General features: G+C 44.2%; 18 protein-coding genes. 10 read left to right on the top strand and 8 right to left on the bottom strand.

Annotated elements, in window-relative coordinates:
* Positions 1-347: 347 nt before the first annotated feature.
* From ACFI6G_RS12515 to ACFI6G_RS12525, 3 genes are all read left to right on the top strand, one after another.
* The gene (locus ACFI6G_RS12515; RefSeq protein ID WP_010428510.1) at positions 348-635 is read left to right on the top strand and encodes a putative quinol monooxygenase; all 288 of its coding nucleotides are present in this window, start codon (positions 348-350) and stop codon (positions 633-635) included.
* The gene (locus ACFI6G_RS12520; RefSeq protein ID WP_010428507.1) at positions 635-1,213 is read left to right on the top strand and encodes a nucleotidyltransferase family protein; all 579 of its coding nucleotides are present in this window, start codon (positions 635-637) and stop codon (positions 1,211-1,213) included. The genes ACFI6G_RS12515 and ACFI6G_RS12520 overlap by 1 nt, the downstream gene beginning before the upstream one ends.
* Positions 1,214-1,352: 139 nt before the next feature.
* On the top strand, positions 1,353-1,790 hold the full coding sequence (locus tag ACFI6G_RS12525) for a bifunctional diaminohydroxyphosphoribosylaminopyrimidine deaminase/5-amino-6-(5-phosphoribosylamino)uracil reductase RibD (RefSeq protein ID WP_010428504.1): 438 nt from the start codon (positions 1,353-1,355) through the stop codon (positions 1,788-1,790).
* Positions 1,791-1,807: 17 nt separating this feature from the next.
* Here ACFI6G_RS12525 and ACFI6G_RS12530 read toward each other — a convergent pair whose 3' ends face one another.
* A complete protein-coding gene (locus tag ACFI6G_RS12530; protein WP_016769103.1) occupies positions 1,808-2,260 on the bottom strand; it encodes an NUDIX hydrolase in 453 nt (150 codons plus the stop codon).
* 293 nt (positions 2,261-2,553) lie between these two features.
* Here ACFI6G_RS12530 and ACFI6G_RS12535 point away from each other — a divergent pair, with 293 nt between their 5' ends.
* The 3 genes from ACFI6G_RS12535 (at position 2,554) to ACFI6G_RS12545 (ending at position 6,272) form a co-directional block, all read left to right on the top strand.
* Positions 2,554-4,266: an RluA family pseudouridine synthase gene (locus tag ACFI6G_RS12535; RefSeq protein WP_016769102.1), complete on the top strand. Its 1,713-nt coding sequence runs from the start codon at positions 2,554-2,556 to the stop codon at positions 4,264-4,266.
* Positions 4,267-4,420: 154 nt separating this feature from the next.
* Complete coding sequence (locus tag ACFI6G_RS12540) at positions 4,421-4,801, top strand: hypothetical protein (protein WP_016769101.1); 381 nt, start codon at positions 4,421-4,423, stop codon at positions 4,799-4,801.
* A gap of 274 nt (positions 4,802-5,075) precedes the next feature.
* Entirely contained in the window at positions 5,076-6,272 is a 1,197-nt protein-coding gene (locus tag ACFI6G_RS12545) for a multidrug effflux MFS transporter (RefSeq protein ID WP_457684306.1), read from the top strand.
* A gap of 202 nt (positions 6,273-6,474) precedes the next feature.
* On the opposite strand, the gene ACFI6G_RS12550 is transcribed toward ACFI6G_RS12545, so the two are convergent.
* The 4 genes from ACFI6G_RS12550 to ACFI6G_RS12565 form a co-directional block, all read right to left on the bottom strand.
* Positions 6,475-7,833: a Na+/H+ antiporter NhaC family protein gene (locus ACFI6G_RS12550; RefSeq protein ID WP_462710286.1), complete on the bottom strand. Its 1,359-nt coding sequence runs from the start codon at positions 7,831-7,833 to the stop codon at positions 6,475-6,477.
* Between the two features lie 254 nt (positions 7,834-8,087).
* Positions 8,088-8,852: a hydratase gene (locus ACFI6G_RS12555; protein ID WP_016794444.1), complete on the bottom strand. Its 765-nt coding sequence runs from the start codon at positions 8,850-8,852 to the stop codon at positions 8,088-8,090.
* A gap of 206 nt (positions 8,853-9,058) precedes the next feature.
* Positions 9,059-9,349, bottom strand: coding sequence for a DUF3861 domain-containing protein (locus tag ACFI6G_RS12560; RefSeq protein WP_462710287.1), 291 nt, complete (start codon positions 9,347-9,349; stop codon positions 9,059-9,061).
* Between the two features lie 34 nt (positions 9,350-9,383).
* Positions 9,384-9,875 carry a DUF2798 domain-containing protein gene (locus ACFI6G_RS12565; protein ID WP_016788874.1) on the bottom strand — a complete coding sequence of 164 codons (492 nt, stop codon included), beginning with the start codon at positions 9,873-9,875 and terminating at the stop codon, positions 9,384-9,386.
* A gap of 98 nt (positions 9,876-9,973) precedes the next feature.
* Between ACFI6G_RS12565 and ACFI6G_RS12570 the strand changes: the two genes are divergently transcribed.
* Complete coding sequence (locus ACFI6G_RS12570; protein WP_016784163.1) at positions 9,974-10,399, top strand: MarR family winged helix-turn-helix transcriptional regulator; 426 nt, start codon at positions 9,974-9,976, stop codon at positions 10,397-10,399.
* Positions 10,400-10,595: 196 nt separating this feature from the next.
* Here the strand turns inward: ACFI6G_RS12570 and ACFI6G_RS12575 are convergent, their stop codons facing one another.
* Both ACFI6G_RS12575 and ACFI6G_RS12580 read right to left on the bottom strand, forming a co-directional pair.
* Positions 10,596-11,657 (bottom strand): MBL fold metallo-hydrolase, encoded by a 1,062-nt coding sequence (locus tag ACFI6G_RS12575; protein ID WP_016788873.1) that lies wholly within the window; start codon positions 11,655-11,657, stop codon positions 10,596-10,598.
* Positions 11,658-11,821: 164 nt separating this feature from the next.
* Complete coding sequence (locus ACFI6G_RS12580) at positions 11,822-13,606, bottom strand: SgrR family transcriptional regulator (RefSeq protein ID WP_462710288.1); 1,785 nt, start codon at positions 13,604-13,606, stop codon at positions 11,822-11,824.
* 603 nt (positions 13,607-14,209) lie between these two features.
* Here ACFI6G_RS12580 and rimK point away from each other — a divergent pair.
* Positions 14,210-15,115: a 30S ribosomal protein S6--L-glutamate ligase gene (gene rimK / locus ACFI6G_RS12585; RefSeq protein ID WP_010428457.1), complete on the top strand. Its 906-nt coding sequence runs from the start codon at positions 14,210-14,212 to the stop codon at positions 15,113-15,115.
* 32 nt (positions 15,116-15,147) lie between these two features.
* Positions 15,148-15,576 (top strand): ATP-dependent zinc protease family protein, encoded by a 429-nt coding sequence (locus ACFI6G_RS12590; RefSeq protein WP_004733090.1) that lies wholly within the window; start codon positions 15,148-15,150, stop codon positions 15,574-15,576.
* A 75-nt stretch (positions 15,577-15,651) separates the two neighbouring features.
* On the opposite strand, the gene ACFI6G_RS12595 is transcribed toward ACFI6G_RS12590, so the two are convergent.
* Positions 15,652-16,440, bottom strand: coding sequence for an MBL fold metallo-hydrolase (locus ACFI6G_RS12595; RefSeq protein WP_462710289.1), 789 nt, complete (start codon positions 16,438-16,440; stop codon positions 15,652-15,654).
* Positions 16,441-16,807: 367 nt separating this feature from the next.
* On the opposite strand from ACFI6G_RS12595, the gene ACFI6G_RS12600 reads away from it, so the two are divergent.
* Entirely contained in the window at positions 16,808-17,410 is a 603-nt protein-coding gene (locus ACFI6G_RS12600; RefSeq protein ID WP_462710290.1) for a 2OG-Fe(II) oxygenase, read from the top strand.
* The last annotated feature ends 204 nt before the right edge of the window (positions 17,411-17,614 follow it).

The following is a 17,614-nucleotide window of genomic DNA, read 5'->3' on the forward strand; positions in this document are numbered from 1 at the left end:
TGAGTACCATTTACATCAAAGTATGACCTAGATATCAACCATGACTCAATTTAATCTAATGAGCTGCTGTTCGAAATTAAGGTTAGTTCTCGCAGATGACAAATTCATTTCAGTATCAATACAGTTCAATGATACGTATTAAGTAGACCGGACTAACACGAATTTAGTTCCCAAGATTTTCTTACCGTCACCGCCTAAAGTGACAGCGTAACCTGCAGTAAGTTTGGGTTACACGTTTTTATTCACATTAGCCTATACGTTACAAACTCAAAATGGGATTATGTTTGCAACGGATAGAGCTTTTGATAGAAAAAAGCCGTAATTGACAAAATTAAATGGACGTAATAATGAGTAAAACAATTCTACAAGGGCATATTCTAGTGCCAGACAACGATCTCGAAATAGTCATCCAAGCCTTGGTTGTACACAAAGAACTCACGTTGGCAGAACCTGGTTGTATCGTGTTTCGAATTAGTCAAAGTACCCTTCAACCTAATCGCTTTGAAGTTTATGAAGAGTTTACGAATCGAGAAGCATTTGAAGCGCACCAACAGCGAGTAAAAGCTTCTCAATGGGGTGACATATCCAAGAACGTGACACGTCACTACCAAATCACCGATGTTCCGACATCATAATGATTGACCCGCTAGCCAACAGTATCGTCACGTTGATCAAACAAGATCCCTTACGAATGCAGATTTTAGACTGTGTCGCTCAGCTGGGTTTACCGCAGTGCTATGTTGCTGCGGGCTTTGTGAGAAACCTCGTTTGGGATCACCTACATGGTCATGCCTCCCCGACTCCACTCAATGATATTGATGTGATCTACTTTGATACCATTGATACCTCATACGAATCGGATCTTCGATACGAGGCTCTGCTTAAGCAACGGTTACCTGAACTGAATTGGCAAGTTCGCAATCAAGCCTGCATGCACACCAGAAATGGGGATGAACCTTACCAAAGCTCATTAGATGCGATGAGTTACTGGCCAGAGAAAGAGACCGCAGTCGCCTTAAAACAGAGCCTAACTGGAGACATCGAGTGTATTTCGTCTTTTGGTTTAGAGAGTTTGTTTGATTTGCAAATCACACCTAACCCAAAGCGTAACCGAGATATCTTTGATCAAAGAGTACAATCTAAAAACTGGTTAACTCATTGGTCGAAGTTAACGACTAGTCACAGTGAACTAACTTTCGAATTCAAACGCTAAAACCATTGACTAAAAACCGAATCAGATCGAACATGCCCCACTTGTTAGCTTGCTAGCTGAGTAAGTTAGTAACTAACCAAATCATCAACCGCGCGTGGCGACTAGCTGCTACGCTCTCTCGTCATACTGAGTAACGACCATGAACCAACAATACATGCAGCAAGCACTCGAAGCTTCGCGCCAAGCCTTACCTGATTGCCAACCAAACCCGCCTGTAGGCTGTGTTTTGGTTAGGAACGATAAAGTGGTGTCTGTTGGATATACGCAAAAAGTCGGTGGAAACCACGCCGAGGTTGAAGCACTGAATGGCTATGACAGCGAAACGGACGGAGCAATGGAAGGCGTTACCGCTTACGTAACTTTAGAGCCATGTTCATTTGTCGGCAGAACTCCCGCTTGCGCCAATACATTAGTTAAAGCCGGTGTGAAACACGTAGTGGTGGCGATGCTAGACCCAGACCCTCGTAATAATGGTCGTGGTGTTGCGATCCTTGAATCGCACGGCGTGAAGGTGGATGTGGGGTTATGCCAAACACAAGTGAGCGCCTTTTTATCCCCTTACCTTGGTAGGTCCTAGATCTTAAACAACCAGTATTAGTTCAATTTCACTCGGTAAAGCGGGTTGACTGGCTTATCGACAAAATACGACCAGATATGATCGTAGACAGCATGTTGGTTGGGGAATGGCGCTAACGCTTTTGCCTCTTCTAAATTGCACCAACGGTACTCCGTATGCTCGTCATTCAGTTCAATCGCTTGGTTGGGTGGGCATAGCACCGCAAACACAGGGATGAGCTGAATCACATTAACGTGAGCCTCGTAAAACTGCTCCAGAAACTGCGCGTTATACAAGGCTTCCACTTTAATTTGGGTCTCTTCTTCAAACTCGCGCACGATAGCCTGCCAGCCTGTTTCACCTGCTTCAATCGAGCCTGCGACATGGCACCAAAACTCGCCCTTCACACGCTTCATAAGTAGCATTTTCATTTGTCCGTCGATCTCTGAAATAGCGACACCAGATACAATCGAAGTATTGAGTGGAATCATAACGTTACCTTAGGTTGAACAAGAAGGCGGCAAGGCTACCACCCTTCGTTTGTTAAATTGTTTTCTATGATTAAAAACGAGAAGTTACTCATCAATTAATGAAGTTCAAGCCATAGCTCATGGGTTCAATGTTAACCATCTCGCTTAGCTATCCAGTAATAGAACCATTTCTTATTTGAGGCGCTTTTCGATAAAGAGTAGAATCGCCGCCTTGTACTGTGTTTAAAGCCTTTAAACATACACAGTAGACTCACAACCATTTATCACCAAGATATAAGTAGTAAGACGACAATATGCACTCATCCAAACCAACGCACGACTCAGAAAACAGCCACACACCTGAGCATTGCTTCACTCGCTTTCAACAGCCGATCGAGTCATATTCGTTGCCTGAGCGTTTCACCTTCCCGTTCTATTATGAACCACACGCACTGTGTGAAATCGCTTCTCATCAGCTTCAACAATATCTAGAAACTCAAACCGACTGGCAGCATGACTTCGGACTGGATTCTGACGCTGGTCGCGGCAAAATGTTTGGTGTGTTGTTAGTAAGAAGTCCAGAAGGTGAATTGGGTTACTTCTCTGCTTTCTCTGGTAAAATCGCTGATCAAAACTTATTACCTCACTTTGTACCGCCAGTCTTCGACATGCTCAGCAGCGACAGTTTTTTCCATCAAGACACGGCCGACATGATGGCTGTTAATGCGAAATTTAAAGCGCTGCAAGCAAACGCTGATTACGTTGAACTGTGTGAACAATTAGCACAACAGAAAGCAAAGGCAGAGCAAGAGATTGAAGCCCAGCGTCTATTGATTATAGAAGGCCGAAAAATACGTAAAGAACAACGTGAAAAAGGCAAAGAAAACCTTGATGAGCAAGCTTTCGAAGAGCTAAATGACGAACTAAACAAAGCCAGTGTTGCCGACAAGAATCAGCAGAAGTACCTTAAACTCAACTGGGAACAAACTCTGAATGAGCTTCAAGGTAAAGTTGACGTATTTACGACTCAAATAGCGGAACTCAAAGAGCAAAGAGCACGCATCTCTCATCAGCTCCAACACAAGTTGTTTTCACAATACGCTTTCCAAAATGCGGAAGGCAATGTCGAAGACCTTAACCAGATCTTTGAAAATACACCAAACAAGATTCCACCAGCCGGTTCTGGTGAATGCGCGGCGCCAAAACTTCTGCAATATGCGTATTTGAACGGATATACACCGCTGGCACTGGCTGAGTTTTGGTGGGGCCGTTCACCGAAATCTGAAATTCGCAAACACAAGAAATACTACGCCTCTTGCCAAAGCAAATGTGTACCGATTTTAGGCCACATGATGAAAGGTCTGGAAGTCGACCCCAACCCATTGCTAGATAACCCAGCAGAAGGAAAAGACCTCGATATCCTGTTCCAAGATGAACACATCGTTGTAGTACACAAACCAGCAGGTTTTCTGTCCGTACCGGGTAAAAACATTAAAGATTCCGCCTACACACGCGTTCAAGAAATGCATCCCGATGTTGAAGGGCCATTTGTTATCCACCGCTTGGACATGGCGACCTCTGGCATTCTGATATTTGCTTTAACACGACGTGCGAACAAAAGCTTACAGAAGCAGTTCATTACTCGTGAAGTTGAGAAGCGATATGTCGCAATGATTGAAGGTGTGCTAGGCCAAGATGAAGGCTATATTCGACTGCCATTGCGTGGTGACTTGTATGACCGTCCTCGTCAGATTGTATGCTTCGAACACGGCAAGCCAGCTGAAACTAAGTGGGAAGTGATTGAGCGAAACCAAGACACCACTAAGGTTTATTTGCACCCGAAAACTGGCCGCACACACCAATTACGTGTTCACTGTTCACACCAAGAAGGGCTTAACATGCCTATCGTGGGTGATGGCCTATATGGCAATAAAGCTGACCGACTGCACCTACACGCAGAAAGGCTTGCGCTACACCACCCAGTCACCAAAGAGTGGATGGAGTTCCAGTTCGACGCTGAGTTTTAAACCTCTCATTAGTACCGAGCTTTAAAACATGAGTCATACCGCTTGTGGCTCCTAGCTCTTTTGGGTATATCTCCACGCTTATTGCACTACATCAAGATTCACTTTGTTGTGAAGAGTAGCATGCCCACCGTCTTCTCTCCTTGAGGCCTTTGATATGTCATCAGCTGCTTTGAATTTGCACCACAACACACAAACTTCTTCTTTGATAACTGCGCAAGCACCAAGCTTGAAACCACTAGCAACCAAAAAGCCTAATCTAAATTTGGCAATGCTAAGCTTAATTGAAGAAGTTAAAAACGAACTCCCACTTTACGAATCGGAGACGTTTATCTGTGGGCCAAAAGGAAACTGCTCGGGTTGCTCTAAGAAACTACTAGAGATGGTCGACAGTGAGTTAATGTATTGGGAGCACAGTATTTCCATTGGCCAAGGCCCCAACTTCGAGGAACTGCGCCGCTTTGGTAAGCTTTGCAGCAGCGTTCGACGTGGTTTAGAGCGTAACGGTTTAGTCGAAAAACGCCCAAAGGAAAGATAACAAGCCAAGTCGATAATCATTACAATGTGTCGTTGGCGATCACAAGCCACCCTGCTACTAACTGATTGAACTCGTTAGCTATAAAAGTAATAATGTTTTGTAATACAATTCAGTTCGCAGACCGACTTCGTAGATTCGAACTCATAGAAATAAGTTCATCGATACTTTCACCATATTCTTGAACGACTCTATCCTTCTTGTCTGACGTGCCTTAGCCTTCTGTATATCAATATCACATCAATTAGAAACCTACCTTGGACAACGGAGAGCCACCTTGAAGAGACCACAACCAGTACTGGGAAAGACCGGTATGCTATTTTTTCTCGTCATAATAAGTGCTTTCCCTCCATTGACTATCGACCTTTACTTACCTGCGCTTCCGCAGATGGTCGAGGTGTTTAATACTGATCGATCCATGGTCAACCTAACCCTGAGCAGCTACTTCGTTACTTACGCCATCGGTCTTTTGTTCTGGGGGCCGCTCAGCGAAAAATTTGGCCGTAAGCCGATCCTATTGATTGGATTAGCGGGCTATATGGTCGCGAGCATATTGTGCGCGATGACCAATAGCATCGAACAGTTGATTGGTGCTCGTGTATTCCAAGCCTTTGCGGGCAGTGCCATCACCGTTATCGCGACTGCCACTGTAAAAGATCTTTATGACGGCCGAGAACGTGAAAAGATCATGGCGACTATCATGTCACTGGTGATCATCGCACCAATGGTTGCGCCTGTGTTTGGAGCCTTTTTACTGAAAATTGCTTCTTGGCGAATGATGTTTGTCACGCTCGCCATTTTTGGTGCATTTGCGTCAGTATTAGCTTGCTGCTACCAAGAAACACTCGAAAACAAATACCAAGGTTCCATATTCCGCTCATGGGGAAGAATAGGCGTGGTCATGAAAAACCGCTCGTTCGTCAAGCTGCTGGTCATTTTCTCTATCATACCGATGGCGTTGATGGGCTTTCTTGCGGCGGGTTCTTATATCTACATCGATCACTTTGGATTGACCGAACAACAGTTTAGTTACGCGTTCGCATTCAATGCATTGTGCGCCTCATTTGGTCCAACAATTTACATGAAGTTGTCCTACCGAATGCTGGTTCAAAAGGTCATCTCAGGATGTTTTGCTTTATTAGCGCTTGCGGGAATCTTCACTCTAACCATTGGCGACCTATCCCCTTGGTTCTTCATGTTCATCGCGGCACCAGCGACATTAATGGCGATCATCATGCGAGTACCGGGTACCAACTTGATGTTGAATCAACAAGATCATGACACGGGTTCTGCCGTTGCACTGATTCAGTTCTTCAGCATGATTTGTGGTTCACTTGGCATGGTGTTGGTTTCAATACGCCCAGAGTCCCTGATTGAAAATCTAGGCTTTATTCAATTATCCGTCGGTACTCTAGGCGGCCTGATGTGGCTGATGGTCAGAAACAAAGAGTATGTGACTACGAAGCTCGTCTAAAGGTCTCAAGCTTAGTTGTCACTCACACTACATACAGTTAACTTGAAAACTACTTATAGAACTTAGAAACCGCCCACATGGGCGGTTTTGTCTCTGCTCAAATCAACATTAGCTTCCAAACAACTCTTTCAGGCACAAAAAAGGCTCCTATTAAGGAGCCTTCTTATCAAAGCCAGTTACGACTGAGTTTGGTCAATTACTACTAAGCGTTAGCCACTTGGCGCGCTGGATGCTTGATAAACACGGCAAACACAGCCACGATCGCAAGAGCAAAACAGTAGTAAGAGTTAGCCACAATATCCAAGGGAGACAAGTTAAATACTGAACCTAATAGCAACACCTGCGCACCATAAGGCAGTACGCCTTGAATCACACAAGAGAAGATATCCAACAAGCTTGCTGAGCGACGCGGAGACACGTTGTTCTCTTCCGCCAGTTGGCGAGCCACACTACCAGACACAATGATTGCTACTGTGTTGTTTGCCGTACACATGTTGACCATAGACACCAAGCCAGCAATACCTAGCTCACTCGCACGACCATTCGCTTGCTTAGAGTGTGAAGAACCAAACGCACGAATCACACCGCTTACAAGGTTAGTCAGGAACGCAAGTCCGCCTTGGCGACGCATCAGCTCACTCAAACCACCAATCAGCATCGACAGTAGGAAGATTTCCTGCATGTTACCGAAGCCTGCATAGATATCTTGAGCGTAATCCGTCAAACCATAGTTCTCAACAGAACCTAGGCTCACACCACCCGCCAGCAGGATACCGATTGTGAGCACAACGAACACATTCATGCCCGATACTGCAAGAATCAAAATAGTGATGTACGGCAGAACTTTAAGCCACTCGATTGGGCCTGTTTCAGGAACCTGAGTTGCAGTGCTGTTGAAAGCAAAGATAACAATCGCGATAAGAGCAGCTGGAAGTGCAATGCGGATGTTTTCTTTAAACTTATCTCTCATCTCACAGCCTTGCGAGCGTGTCGCGGCAATCGTGGTATCAGAGATGATAGAAAGGTTGTCACCAAACATCGCGCCACTTAAAACAACACCTGCTGTCAGTGGAATGCTCATGCCTGCTGAATCTGCAATGCCTAACGCCACAGGTGCAACCGCAGCGATGGTACCCATAGAAGTGCCCATTGCTGTTGCGATGAAAGCAGAAATAAGGAAGATACCCGGCAGAATCATGCTAGTTGGAATAGCAGATAGGCCAAGGTTTACAGTCGCGTCAACGCCACCAGACGCTTTAGCCACAGCCGCAAAAGCACCCGCCAATAGGTAGATCATACACATTGCAATAATGTCTTTGTGACCGACTCCACTCAGGAATTGCTCGATAGCACGGTTCAATTTATCTTTGCTTAGTAACAGCGCCAACATCACCGCAGGCAAAGCCGCAATCGGAGCTGGAAGCTGATAGAACGCAAAGTCGACGCCTTGCAACGACAAGTACGTACCTACGCCAATAAACAGCGAAAGGAAAACAATCAGAGGGATAAGTGCAACTGCAGAAGGTGCAATTACAGCATTAGAATTTTTCGAATTAGACATGGAACGACAACGCAATAGAACAGGGAGAAGAGAGACTAATGTCACACTTAGAACTTGTCAACGTCTAGACGTCTAAACGCCCAATTTAATGCAAAGTGATAGGCACACTATTGAACATCACATAATAGAAAAGGCTATTTACTCACCAGTAAATAGCCTTTTGAGAACAGAAAGCTTTTCGAGAACAAATAGCTTTTACACAGAAGCTAGCTTTTGCCTGCTTAGTGCTGTTGCTCATTTAGCTTTTTTCTTACTTAGTTTTTTTGTTGGAACGTCACTTGGTATTCACCAATGCCTTCGTAGTGGAAGGTCGTTGGCTTATCGAAGCCCATCTCCACGATACCGCAGTAAGAACCCGTGATGATTGCTTCACCCGCTTGGAAATCAACACCACGACGAGTCATGTAGTTAATCAGCCAGTAGATAGGGCTTGGTGGCAGTGTATTCGGATGCTTACCGTCGAATGCTTGAACTTGCTCGCCTTGAGTTACTTCAATACTGATCTCAGCAGAAGTGAACGCTTTTTCGCGATCAATCTCAGGGCCTATGAACAAGCCTTGGTTTACTAGGCCGTCAGCAAGTCTTTCATAGAACTCGGCACCGCTGTCATCAGCAAAGCGAGATTGCATTAACTCAAGAGCCATATGGCAAGAACCAATCGCTTCATTGATTTGCTCTTCGCTGTAACCTTCTTGGCTTGCAGGCAGGCTCTTAGCAAGCGTAAATGCAATTTCAGGCTCAACGCGCACTACGTCGTTGTCTGCAAACAGTTCGCAAACTTCGCCTTGTTGAACGCTACCCGAAAAGATAGGTGCAACAACAAACTTGTCTTCAGCCAGAGGAAGTAAACACTTCCAACCACCGACCTTGTCGCTCTTGAGATCGATCATTGATGATTGGATCTTCAGGGCATCTTCCAAGTTGTTCGGACGGTACTGTTCGTCCAATCTTGGTGCTTTAGTTCCCGCGACGCGGCGACTCAGCAGTTCTTCAGCTGCTTGCTCAAATACATTTGTCATATAATACCACCTTTATTTTTATGACCTGTATAATATCGGATTTCTTGAAGCTTGAATAGACAATTAAACAACGAAGCAACACCGCAAATTCAGCCATCAATTTCCCCATATTCTAGACGCAAACAACTGAAACTATTTTGATTTAAAGACAAAAAAAGCCAGTAATTTGATTACTGGCTTTTCGATGTATTACTGATGATTAGGCTTTACTGCCCTTTCAACGTCTTCTTCAGATTCTGCATGAAGTTTCTGAAATGAGGCATGAAATCAACAAACAGAGGGTGCTTTCTATCTTGCATCATCAATGGACCTAGCAAGCGAATGCTCACTCCTAGTCGCGCTGCTGATTGCTCGTCTAAGCCGCTGTCTTGTTTGATCTTCTCAACAATCGCGAACATGTTTTCTCTGTCTTCAATTTCAAACTGCATGGTTTGAAGTTCACGATCTTCTTCGATAGTGATACGGTAGTTATTGTGTTTGCCTGTGAATGCTGTCATGTGGATCTCCTACAATGCTTAAAAAGTATTTTGGCTAGCTCTTCATGAATCGTTCGAGCTTAGGTTTAACCGTCATCGACATCACGACCATGATCGTAAGGCCAATAGGAAGCGCAGCAATAAATCCATTAAACCATCCACTGGTAAACGCCGATGGATCCGAAAATCCAATATTATTTGCCGCTGTTACAAATGCCATGATGGACTCCATGATAAAAGCCATAATCAATCCCACGATTAGGTTGCGAGCTTTCTCGCCGTAATTGGGCAACGCCTTAGCAGTGACTTTAGTCACCAAAGTCATCATCACCATGCCGATTGGCATCATAATCACGACAGCAAGCGCTAACGATGATAGCCAATTGCTGATGAATTCCTCACCAAACCCGACATTCATGTAAGTCATAACCGCTGTTAAACTGCCGCCAATCGTCAGCATTAAACTCATCATTACCAAAGCTTTGTGCAATACAGGCGTGGCTTTTTGCTCAGGAAGAGTTGGCGTTAATGTTGCTTGAATCGTCATATCTATATTCCTGTCTTGAATTTACGAACAATTAAGTTGATAATGTCAACTATAAATAAAGTGGTTGACATTGTCAACTAGATTTCTAAGGATCGTTTATGTCTGATAACACATCGCTAGAATCCATCTTTCGTTTGGTACACTCTTTGAAACGTCAAATGAGTGAACAGATTGAGAGTTTGGACTCTGACATCGCGCCAATGAATATTCGTGTAATGAAGATCATTACCAAGAAGTCTCCATGTACTTCTATTGATATTGCACACTTCCTAAACCGCGATAAGGCGCAAGTCACTAGGCTCGTTAACGCGTTGATCAGTCAGGAACTTGTGAAGAAATCGCCTAATCCCGAAGACAAGCGCAGCCAGTTATTGGTTCTGACCGATAAGGGTCAAGAGATCATGAATAAGGTCGCGAATATTGATCGTGAAATGCTGCAGAGAATGACCAAAGGCATGGCCGACGATGAATTAGAACAGTTTCGAAAGATCGCGAGCAAGATGGCTCACAATCTAGAAAACTGATCTAGAGAATGAGTGATTAGAAATAGATCGGCTCTTTGAAACAAAGCCGATCTTTAGAAAGATGAAAAAAACGCCACCGAATCGTACGATCGGTGGCGTTTTTTGTATGAGCTGATTTGATATAGATTAGCGGTATGGCTACCTCTAACTTAGATGACCGTTTTAATTAGATGCCAGTTCTAATTAGGTAACAGCTCTAATTCGATGCTAGTTTCCACCACGCTTGAACGGGCACTGGCTCTGTGATCAGTAGGCGCTCACCCATCACAGGGCTCACCATTTGCACGTCTCGCTCTTTGCTTATCGTCAGTGCTTGCTCCATTGGGTCTTGCCAATCGTGCATAGAAAGGTCAAACGTGCTGTTGTGGATTGGCATCATCACCTTACCCTGAAGGTCAATGTGCGCTTGAACGCTTTGATCTGGGAACATATGAATATCCGCCCAAAGTGAATTATACGCGCCCGTTTCAACCATGGTTAAATCAAACGGTCCGAAACGCTCACCAATCTCTTTAAAGCCGTTGAAGTAACCAGAGTCACCGCTAAAGAAGACTTTCTTATCTGAAGCGTTAATGACCCAACTCCCCCACAATGTTTGGTCACGATCAAGTAAGCCACGCCCAGAAAAATGTTGTGTCGGCGTCAAAGTGAACTCGATATCAGCAACGGTTGCTGACTCCCACCAGTTCAACTCAATGATCTTTGCTTTATCCACGCCCCACTTTTCTAGTAGAGCACCGACTCTGAGTGGCACCAAAAATGTCCCTACTTTGTCTGCTAATACCTTTACGGCACCTTTGTCTAAATGGTCGTAATGATCGTGGCTGATCACTACCACATCAATATCAGGCAGTTCTTGTAATGAGATTGGTGTTGGGTGGAAGCGCTTTGGCCCCATCCATTGCACTGGCGATGCGCGATCACTAAACACAGGATCAGTCATCACTAGTTTTCCATCCAGTTTCATCATCACGCTAGAGTGACCCAAGCGGTAAGCAACATCGTCTTGTTCTTCGATCAGTTGCTCGGCTGTCATCGGTATCAGAGGCAATGCAGCTCGTGGCACCGGCTCATTTCTTTCCACAGTCACGTAAGCTTTCAAGATTGAAAAAATATCAGACATACCCGATTTGTATTCAAACTCACTGTTAACAAACTTCTTCGGAAGCTTATCTAGATTGTCGTTTGATTGTGAACCTGTGCTTACGATAGCGACCACGGCAAGTACTCCTAAAATCGGTAATAGATATTTTTTCATTGGTATCTCTTTAATCATTGGGTCTATCCCAACGCAAAACTACACTGATTAGTTTACATAGTAAAACTAAAAAGTAAACCGGCTAGTGTAACTTATATTTTGGCTATATGTGGACCTGCCGAGATCGGCTAGAAAAGAATAGTGAATCTATTTAGTTAGAAATATTAATCCGCAGACCATACATTCTTGAAATCTGGCCAACCCCAGTTCGTGATGGCTACATTCTTCAGAATACCTTGGAAACGCACGGTTTGTAGGTGATGGAACATAGGCACTAACCAATAATCCGAGATCAGCGTCGATGCAACGGGCTCCAACTCTGCCAAGTAATTCGGCAGTTCAACCGATGCCTTATGATGATCTAAGCGCTGCTTCAACCAATCGCTGTTCATCTCTCCTAATGCAGAGTGCAAAACAGGATCATTCATCATCCACGAAAACAGCGAAGACGGAGCATTATCATCGAGATTCAAGTTACACAGCACCAAGTCTTCTTTTAAATCGCCACTCTGAGAGAGCTGCGCCAGTTCGCGAAAGCTGTAGGTGTTCACCTCAACTTCCACGCCATATCGCTTCAATATGTCTGAAACGCAGATGGCACATCGATACAACGCATAATAGTCGTAAACCGCAATACTCATCTTTTTCGGCAGTTGTGCCTCTTTCGAAGGCGTTCGATACAATTTCTGCCAACTTGGCAGTATATTTTGAGCCAAAGAGACACTAAACAGACCTTTGTTATGTTCCAACTGAGACAAGATCGCTTGTGGGTTGGTCAGTTCTGAAAGGTATTTACGCTGCTCATTATTAAGCGGAGTTGCCCCAGAGTTTTGATTGAACAGGATAAATAAGCACCCATCCTCGACTCGGCTACGAAGGCCGTCTGTGTCTGCAGAAACAAGTTCCGCATCGCTTTTCCCTAACTGATGAAAGCAAGAAGAATCTTCATAAGGCGATACGTGCATTTGGCTGTCATCAAAACGAGCACTGCCCGACATTGATTCTTCAAATTGCCAAATGGTGACCTCATCCGTTAAAGAACGACAGCCATAATAATGTTCAAATGCCGCGAGTTTGATACGTTCATTATTGGTCTCAACCACTTTGAAGGGCCCTGTTCCAATAACAGCATGAGATACCGAATTGAATGGCGATGGCTCACGGGTCACTTGCGCAGCAGGTTGAATTGAATACTTAACGCCAGCAAGCAAGCCAGCAAAACCAGTATCGGCCTTGGTCAGTTGGAAGCTGATTCTTAACGGCTGCTCACTGTAAACTGAAGCGACATGGGCAAGTTCTGTCTGATAGAAAGGTAAGGTTTGCAACGCAGAAAACATCGAAACTAATTGCTTAGCATCCACAGGCTGTCCGTCATGGAAAGTAAGCCCTGGGCGCAGATAGAAAGTCCAAACGAGCTTTTCAGAATCATATTGCCAGTGATGCGCCAACTCAGGCTTCAACTCCCCTTTGCCATTACAAGTCACTAAACAACTGAACACTTGCCTGATCAAAAATCGCTCACTACTGCGGTGAATATGATGCGGGAATAGGTCTTCAAACTTACGTTTATAGGTTAATTGCACGTGCAGCAGCCCTTCACGCATTGTCGCGCCAGAGGTTTCTTGGAGGAGAGAGCCAAATACAGCGCGGTCATTGTCTAGAATTGAGAGTGCTTTTTCGTACTTGCCCTGCTCTATCAATTTACTGGCAACATGTTGATTTAATTCTTGATTGCTAAAGCGCAAGGTCAGATTAGAACGTTGATTCCTACCGACTTTTGGTTCCCACACCACCCACTCAGCCTGATGCATCTTACCTAACAAGGTGCGAGCATGGCGCAAGCTGGTGAACAGCTTGTCTGCGACCTCAGTTAAGGTAACCGAGTGTGAGAGGTTAGGCTCAAACGAATCTAGCCTTGTGTAGTAACGCATCATGTTTAGATCAGACAAATAATGAACCTTTTTAGAAACAACTCTTCCTGATTAAGCTCATTATAAAACACATCAGCTCAAAAGTAGCGATAAAAGACAAAAACAGGAACAACTTATTAAAAATCCATCTGTTTATTACTTCCTATTAAGTGACCATAATTAATGGGTCAACAAGGAACGACGAGTTCCTACCAAAGCCTAATACAAGAGAAGTAATCATCATGAGAAAATACTATCTTAATAAGCTAAAAAGCACCTGTAGCAAGCTCGAAAGAGAAGCACTACGAACACTTATAGAGCTATGTAACTGGCGTTATTAGTACACTTTTAAGCACCGAGTTAACGCGAGTTGAGTACAACCTAATAGGCTCCTACCCCCAATATGAGTTAGGTCTCAACTCGCTTTTCCATTCCAAACTCCCTCTCAACCTAGTTGTACCAATCGCTCACACATTCGATAAATTTCCGTTGTCGACTCGACAAATTTAATTCGTTTTCTTAGTTAAACGAAAAGCCTTAAGGTTCGCCCCGAAGCAAGCAAAGAGCCTCAGAAAAACTGAAAGCTCAGCTAACAACTCATTTATTTGCAGTTACCAATCAGGTATTAACTAAGGAAACGCCATGCGTATCGCAATTCTTTCTCGCAACGAAAATCTATACTCTACTTCTCGCTTAAAAGCGGCTGGAGAAGCACGTGGTCACCAGGTCGATGTTATCGACACGCTGCACTGTGATATAGATATCGCGAGTAACAATCCGAAGATTCGCTACATGGGTGAAGAGCTACCTCAATACGATGCTGTTATTCCACGTATTGGCGCTTCCATTACCTTTTATGGCACTGCGGTTGTTCGCCAATTCGAAATGATGGGCACTTTTTGTATCAATGAGTCAGTAGCAATCAGTCGTTCTCGCGACAAACTGCGCTCACTACAATTGTTGTCTCGCAAAGGTATTGGCTTACCAAAAACAGGTTTCGCTAGCCGCCCAGACAAGATTCAAGACTTGATCAAAAACGTAGGTGGCGCGCCACTGGTTATCAAGCTTCTTGAAGGTACTCAAGGTATCGGTGTGGTTCTAGCAGAAACAAACAAAGCAGCTGAAAGCGTTATCGAAGCATTCATGGGCCTAAAAGCGAACATATTGGTTCAAGAGTTCATTGAAGAAGCTAATGGCGCAGACATCCGTTGTTTTGTTGTAGGTAACAAGGTTATTGCAGCAATGAAGCGCCAAGCTGGTGAGGGTGAATTCCGCTCTAACCTGCACCGTGGCGGTACAGCTCAACTGGTTAAACTAACCAAAGAAGAGCGCGCAACAGCGATCAATGCAGCTAAAATCATGGGGTTAAACCTATGTGGTGTCGATATTCTACAATCTAAGAATGGCCCTGTTGTAATGGAAGTGAACTCTTCTCCAGGCTTAGAAGGTATCGAGAAAGCGACAGGCAAAGATGTAGCAGATATGATTTTCGGATTCATCGAGAAAAATGCAAAACCAAACGCTAACCGTACTCGTGGCAAAGGCTGATTAAACGCCGTTTACTCATGATTGGAAAAAACATGAACAATAAAATGATCATAGGGAATACAGAAGCACTTTGCTTACCAGAGTTAGGGATAACTGGACTACATACGCGTGTTGATACAGGGGCTCAAACCTCTTCTCTGCACGTAGACAATCTACTATGTGTAAAAACAGACGGTGAAAACTTCGTTGAGTTCGATCTTCACCCAGACGTTTACCACTTAGAAGAAACAGTGCGCTGCAAGGCGAAGCTGAAAACAAGTAAAAGAATCAAGTCATCGAACGGCGAAGTTGAACACCGTTGTGTGATTGAAACCATGCTAAAAATTGGTGGTCAGGAATGGCCTATCGATATCACACTGAGCAACCGTCAGGATATGACTTATATGATGCTGCTTGGTCGTCAAGGCATGAGTGACAAAGTGATTGTTGACCCAGCGGGCGAATTTCTAATTTCTCACTAATTGAACTGCTCCACAGCTCAAATAGTGAGTCAACAACGCGCGTTAATAAAGGCCAGTCTTTGAGACTGGCCTTTATTATTTGTGGCGATTTTTTTTATTGTTAAACCCAAATCGCCAAACAGATTTAACCAAACCTTTGAGTTTAATTTTAGTCACTCGCCAATGTGTCACGGGCCTTCTTGGCGCACTCAGCAACAAATGTTCAAATGCTTGCTCACTCAAATTCACTTGTCCCCCATGCGCCACCAGCAAGGTGTCGACCTGCATGTCATAGATACGAGACACCGACGCTCGATACTTATTGGGATGAAAAATTGGGAAAGGCGGAATCAGCTTCTTTTTGACCTCAACCATTAAGTCCGCCACATAGGCAATACTGTGTGATGGGCAATAGACGGAAAGATCTCTGTCAGTGTGACCCGGTGTTTCTAGAACTAACCAGTCATCAAACCCCGGAATGCTATCACCATCCGACAACTTGAAGTCGGGCTTTAACTTTCTTGAATACCACAAATTTGCTTTTGGCTTGCCCAATCGGTTCGCCATCCATCGTGCCAATGCCAGATCGGTCATATGCATCAAAATGCCATCAATGCCGTAATACCAATCCTTGTCTCGGTTTGCTGCAACCAAATGACAATTGGTCAGCTTTCTGAGCTTGTGCGCTGCTCCTGCGTGGTCTGGATGCATGTGCGTAACCACAACCGTATGCAAATCAGCAAAATCACGCACAAGCTCAGTTTCGATGAAATCCTTCAAATGCGGGATGTCAGCTCGACATGCACCATCAAGCAGCAGCAACCTGTCAGGGTACTCTACGAGATATATGTCTTGGATATAACCTTTAATAGTATGCAGTTGCAAACCCACTCCTTGTGATAAAACAACTGGTCGGATCTACACCATAGCAAACTCACAATCAATTGTGATCATTTTGTTAAAAACAACCTAAACCGAATAGAAAGCTCGAATCAAGATTTCCATTGGTATCCACTAAATTACTCAAATCCAACTCAACTCAGTGCAACGGGAACAGATTCCAAAGATGATCATCAATTTAATCCGATATTTTTCAGTATTACCGAATGCTCACATGACCGAAAACCTTGCTTAACAAGCCTTACGCTTTAAGCGCTCAGCACCATTTATCGTAACGACAAAACATGTTATTTGTTGACCTGAGTTATTCGGACTATATATGCGCCTCTAATTTATTGTCTGAGTGCTATACATGAACCAACTAATCGATGCTCTTTCTACCCAAGGCTATTTCGTTTGGGATGACTTCTTAACTCGCGAAGAAGTAGTGGCATTGAGGGATTCCATTCCAGAGAACTGGAAAAAGGCTAGGATCGGCCGTAACGATGACGTAGCACGAGAAGCAACGATTCGTAGTGACAAAATTCAGTGGGTACGCCGTGATATGGGCGAACCAGCATCTTTGTTCCTCGACAAAATGGAACAAATTCGTTTAGAAGCAAACCAAGCATTCTTTTTAGGTCTGTTCGAGTACGAAGCGCACTTTGCTAAATACGAAAAAGGCGACTTCTACCAGAAGCACTTAGACTGTTTCAAAGGTAATGAGAACCGCCGCCTGACTACAGTGTTCTACATGAACGACGAATGGACCGAAGACGACGCAGGTGAGCTTGTGGTTTACGATCTAAAAGACAACCACATCGCGACCATTCCACCAAAGTCAGGCCGCTTATTTGTGTTCTTATCTGAACAGTTCCCACACGAGGTACTGCCGACAAACACAGAGCGATTCAGTATTGCTGGTTGGTTCCGTATTAACGGCGTGAAAGACAACCAACTTGATATCGCACACTAGAACTGAGCCAATTTATACAAGATCTATCTTATTCAGAGCCTCTCTTTTGAGAGGCTTTTTTGTTGAACAAATATTGAGCGAGCATTGAACAACAAACCTCTTAAAAACTGCACACAATAAATATCAAAACCATCAATAACTTTTCTCTTAAATAAAATCGAAACGAATCTTTCATATCACTGAAACGGTTTAGCCACGTAAGTG

This window comes from Vibrio sp. PSi01, from assembly GCF_054960695.1.

Bases quoted from the DNA above. Each gene is read 5' to 3' on its own strand.
- ACFI6G_RS12555 (WP_016794444.1), bottom strand. From the start codon at position 8,852: ATGACAAATGTATTTGAGCAAGCAGCTGAAGAACTGCTGAGTCGCCGC.
- ACFI6G_RS12535 (WP_016769102.1), top strand. From the start codon at position 2,554: ATGCACTCATCCAAACCAACGCACGACTCAGAAAACAGCCACACACCT.
- ACFI6G_RS12565 (WP_016788874.1), bottom strand. From the start codon at position 9,875: ATGACGATTCAAGCAACATTAACGCCAACTCTTCCTGAGCAAAAAGCC.
- rimK (WP_010428457.1), top strand. From the start codon at position 14,210: ATGCGTATCGCAATTCTTTCTCGCAACGAAAATCTATACTCTACTTCT.
- ACFI6G_RS12550 (WP_462710286.1), bottom strand. From the start codon at position 7,833: ATGTCTAATTCGAAAAATTCTAATGCTGTAATTGCACCTTCTGCAGTT.
- ACFI6G_RS12560 (WP_462710287.1), bottom strand. From the start codon at position 9,349: ATGACAGCATTCACAGGCAAACACAATAACTACCGTATCACTATCGAA.
- ACFI6G_RS12575 (WP_016788873.1), bottom strand. From the start codon at position 11,657: ATGAAAAAATATCTATTACCGATTTTAGGAGTACTTGCCGTGGTCGCT.
- ACFI6G_RS12590 (WP_004733090.1), top strand. From the start codon at position 15,148: ATGAACAATAAAATGATCATAGGGAATACAGAAGCACTTTGCTTACCA.
- ACFI6G_RS12525 (WP_010428504.1), top strand. From the start codon at position 1,353: ATGAACCAACAATACATGCAGCAAGCACTCGAAGCTTCGCGCCAAGCC.
- ACFI6G_RS12600 (WP_462710290.1), top strand. From the start codon at position 16,808: ATGAACCAACTAATCGATGCTCTTTCTACCCAAGGCTATTTCGTTTGG.
- ACFI6G_RS12530 (WP_016769103.1), bottom strand. From the start codon at position 2,260: ATGATTCCACTCAATACTTCGATTGTATCTGGTGTCGCTATTTCAGAG.
- ACFI6G_RS12515 (WP_010428510.1), top strand. From the start codon at position 348: ATGAGTAAAACAATTCTACAAGGGCATATTCTAGTGCCAGACAACGAT.
- ACFI6G_RS12520 (WP_010428507.1), top strand. From the start codon at position 635: ATGATTGACCCGCTAGCCAACAGTATCGTCACGTTGATCAAACAAGAT.
- ACFI6G_RS12570 (WP_016784163.1), top strand. From the start codon at position 9,974: ATGTCTGATAACACATCGCTAGAATCCATCTTTCGTTTGGTACACTCT.
- ACFI6G_RS12540 (WP_016769101.1), top strand. From the start codon at position 4,421: ATGTCATCAGCTGCTTTGAATTTGCACCACAACACACAAACTTCTTCT.